The following is a 3,300-nucleotide window of genomic DNA, read 5'->3' on the forward strand; positions in this document are numbered from 1 at the left end:
ATTGTGCGGTTTGTGGTAATGTAAAAATCGCATAACAAGGCATTCAAACGGACAAAAAACAGTTGGCTGTTTTCACTTCGTTCAACATTTTAGCCAACAATTTTTTGCCGCTTAATGTGGCGTTAGGCATCAACGGAGTCAACTCTTGCAGTATCGTAAAATTCACATCATTGGTGGTCCAGGTAGTGGTAAAACATTTAGCTCGACTAAACTCCAAGAATTAACAAAGTTGAATGCTTACGATCTTGATAGAGTCTTTTGGGAGCAAAATAAAAACGCTTACATTCGATCTAGTGAAGAGTCTAGAGCAGAAAAATTAAACCAAGTATTGTCCCAAGAAAATTGGATCGTCGAAGGTGTTTATTATAAATGGCTGGCAGATTCTTTTCGTGATGCTGACCTTATTGTTATTTTAAATCCACCTGTTTTACTTAGACAATGGCGTATATTTAAACGCTTTCTTAAGCGGAAATTCATTTTAGGTCAATTCCGTAAAGAATCATTATCCTCTTTCATAGAGATGTATTGGTGGAATCAAAAATTCGATAATGACAATATGGTTCGTATTCTAGACTTTACCGCAGAGCATAAAAATAAAATAATATTTTGTAAAAATTACAACGAGCTACGGCATAAAATTAATGCCTAACAAGGGTTTTCAAGTCGGACAAATTACAGTTGGCTTTTTGTTCGTGCCTCACTTATTTTAGCCAACTGCAATTTGCCGCTTAAAACGGCGTTAGGTTTACAGGAATATCTGGAAGCATCAGTATGAAATCGAAAAATAAAAAAATACTTATCAGCCTTTTGGTTGTATTAGTATTCATCATTACAGGTGCCATCTTTTGGAAAATAGCTAAAGATGAAATTTTCTATCTTTGCGGTAATTTCTCTGTTGGTGTAAATAAATCAAGTGTAATTAGGCAATTAGAAACAGCAAACCTGTCTATCTATAAAAATACTATCAATGAAAACGGGGCAATTATTGTGTTTAGTAGCAAGCTTAATTTTGTCACTAATCAATGTGTTATCGAGTTAGATAAAAGTGAAAAAGTTGTACTAGCGGTTTATAAGTAAACCTAACAAGAAATTAAACAAGGACAAAAAACAGTTGGCTTTTTGTTCACTCCGTTCACTTATTTTAGCCAACAATTTTTTGCCTGTTAATTAGGCGTTATATGTCGCCACTATTCATAAAATTATTTTTGTAACTTGGGCATTTAATTTATTAGTTTTGTGCTTGTTTCCGTTCTTTTTTATGGTAACTTTAGTGGCATAAAATCAGTTTGTATTTTTGGTTACACAGTTTTCGCCTAAATGGATTTAGTGCATATCGCTCAATTCCCTTTAGGTTTTACAAAGTCTGTTTAGGTTTTTGCTTAATTGGCTTTTTAGTAAACGGCTCAAATTCACGGTTAGGAGCAAAGTGGCGAAAGGTTTTTTAAATCTACTCATTCCACGCTTTAACCTTTTATTGTTCTTGGTAACTTAAGTGTTTGCCATGTAAGCCACATATAACAAGCTATTCAAGACGGACGCTAAACAGTTGGCTAGCTTCGTTCCTCGCAATTTTAGCCAACAATTTCGCGCCGCTTAATAGGGCGTTATGTGAATCTCATACTAAGGAGCACAAATGAATAAATTTATATCAATCGTAGCTGTTTTAATTACTTGTCTTTCAACAAATGTATTAGCCAATGAAAATATAGTTGATTACGATAAATTTTTTCAAGAATACTATGAAGCAAAGGTAAAAACTCAACAACCTAATGCTTCTAAAGAAGATTTAGAGCATTACTTATCATTCTTAACTGATGATGTAGGTAATCAACATTTCCCTAATGCTCCCGATGACTCTAGAGAACCTGACGGGAAAGAAATGATGCGTAAAGGGATGACTCGATATTTGGGAGTTCATACTGGTTATGATTCAAAATTAATAGAGTATATTGTTGGATATAATTCAATTGCATTTAAGCATAGCTTTTCTGCTAAAGGTTTACGCTCAGACGGTTCAGAATTTAGCTATAGCAAAGTTGTATTAGATGTTATCGAGTTAGAAAATGGCAAGGTATCTGTTATTCGCAGGTATGGTAAATAATTCACATAACAAGTTGCTCAAACGGACACGTACAGTTTGCTCGCGCTCCGCGCATTTTAGCAAATTGTACTTAGCCGCTTAGCAAAGCGTTAGGTTTCTAATTTGCAACATCGAGTATTTATATTTTTAGCTGTTTTAGTTTCATATCTTGGGTGGGTAATTTACCAACAAGACGGGTGGACTTTAATAGTGACATTGGAAGTTATATGGCTTGTTTGTACATTTGCTGGAATAAATGCAGCTTTGTTCATTAATAAACAAGTATATCTTAAATACGATCCGTCTTTTTTGCTTGTTATTGTATTTATAGTGTCTGTAATTGTTACAGCGGCATTTGAACTATCAATTATGGTTCCTTCTAGTAGTCTATTTGATTTAGCAAGTTGGGATGATAGCCCTTTTCTAGTTATGTTTGGTTGGTTCAATTGGCCTTTGGGAATAATAGCTCTAACATTGGCGTGCTCGAAACCTAACAAGCCACTCAAGCAGGACAAATAACAGTTGGTTTTGTTCGCTTCGCTCTCTATTATAACCAACTATTATTTGCCTCTTAGTGGGGCGTTATATTTTAAGGAGGGTGTAATGGATCGTCGGCAAAAAACTGAAGTCATACACTTTCAACGAATCATGATGCCTTTAGTGGATATTAGGTATACGAAAGACTTGATTGATGAAGCTATTAAATCTGACCTGAATGGTAATATAAATCGTGCATTTCAAGAGTCTGTCATTATTTCGTATAGTAGACCTTTTAGCGATAATGATACTGGAAATTTAAGATCTGGGTTTATAAAGCAATTTAACTCTTTACAAAAAAATGCTCATAATTTAGTTATAAAGACATTAAGAAATCAAGTGGTTGCACACTCCAGTTCAAAAGCTTACGGTGTAAACTTTACTGTAACCGAAGCGGATGAAGTAAAATGGGTCTGGCCTTTCATGACAAGAATCCCACTTCTATTAGATGAAGATACAATTAAACTTATTCGGGAAAACTGTCAAATAATTGAATCGTGGCTATTTGATGAACAAACACGAGTAAAAAACTTGTTACCTTGTGGTAGCTATTAAAAAATATAACAAGTGACTATGGTGTCAATTCTTAATTATTGATTCATTTTTGGGTCCCAATAGACACCATCTCTCACCATCGAATTTAAGATCACAATCATTTTTCTAACACAGGCAATGATAGCGAT

4 protein-coding genes are annotated in these 3,300 nt (G+C 34.4%); all 4 read left to right on the plus strand.

Annotated features, from left to right (window positions below):
• Window positions 1-145 precede the first annotated feature (145 nt).
• The 4 genes from H4J66_RS01340 (at window position 146) to H4J66_RS01355 (ending at window position 3,172) form a co-directional block, all read left to right on the plus strand.
• On the plus strand, window positions 146-649 hold the full coding sequence (locus H4J66_RS01340; RefSeq protein ID WP_182169561.1) for a DNA topology modulation protein FlaR: 504 nt from the start codon (window positions 146-148) through the stop codon (window positions 647-649).
• 122 nt (window positions 650-771) lie between these two features.
• The gene (locus tag H4J66_RS01345) at window positions 772-1,077 is read left to right on the plus strand and encodes a hypothetical protein (RefSeq protein WP_182169563.1); all 306 of its coding nucleotides are present in this window, start codon (window positions 772-774) and stop codon (window positions 1,075-1,077) included.
• Window positions 1,078-1,633: 556 nt separating this feature from the next.
• Window positions 1,634-2,101 carry a nuclear transport factor 2 family protein gene (locus tag H4J66_RS01350; protein ID WP_182169565.1) on the plus strand — a complete coding sequence of 156 codons (468 nt, stop codon included), beginning with the start codon at window positions 1,634-1,636 and terminating at the stop codon, window positions 2,099-2,101.
• 582 nt (window positions 2,102-2,683) lie between these two features.
• Window positions 2,684-3,172 (plus strand): hypothetical protein, encoded by a 489-nt coding sequence (locus H4J66_RS01355; RefSeq protein ID WP_182169568.1) that lies wholly within the window; start codon window positions 2,684-2,686, stop codon window positions 3,170-3,172.
• Window positions 3,173-3,300 lie beyond the last annotated feature (128 nt).

This window comes from Colwellia sp. MB3u-55 (assembly GCF_014076785.1).
GTDB lineage: Bacteria > Pseudomonadota > Gammaproteobacteria > Enterobacterales > Alteromonadaceae > Colwellia_A.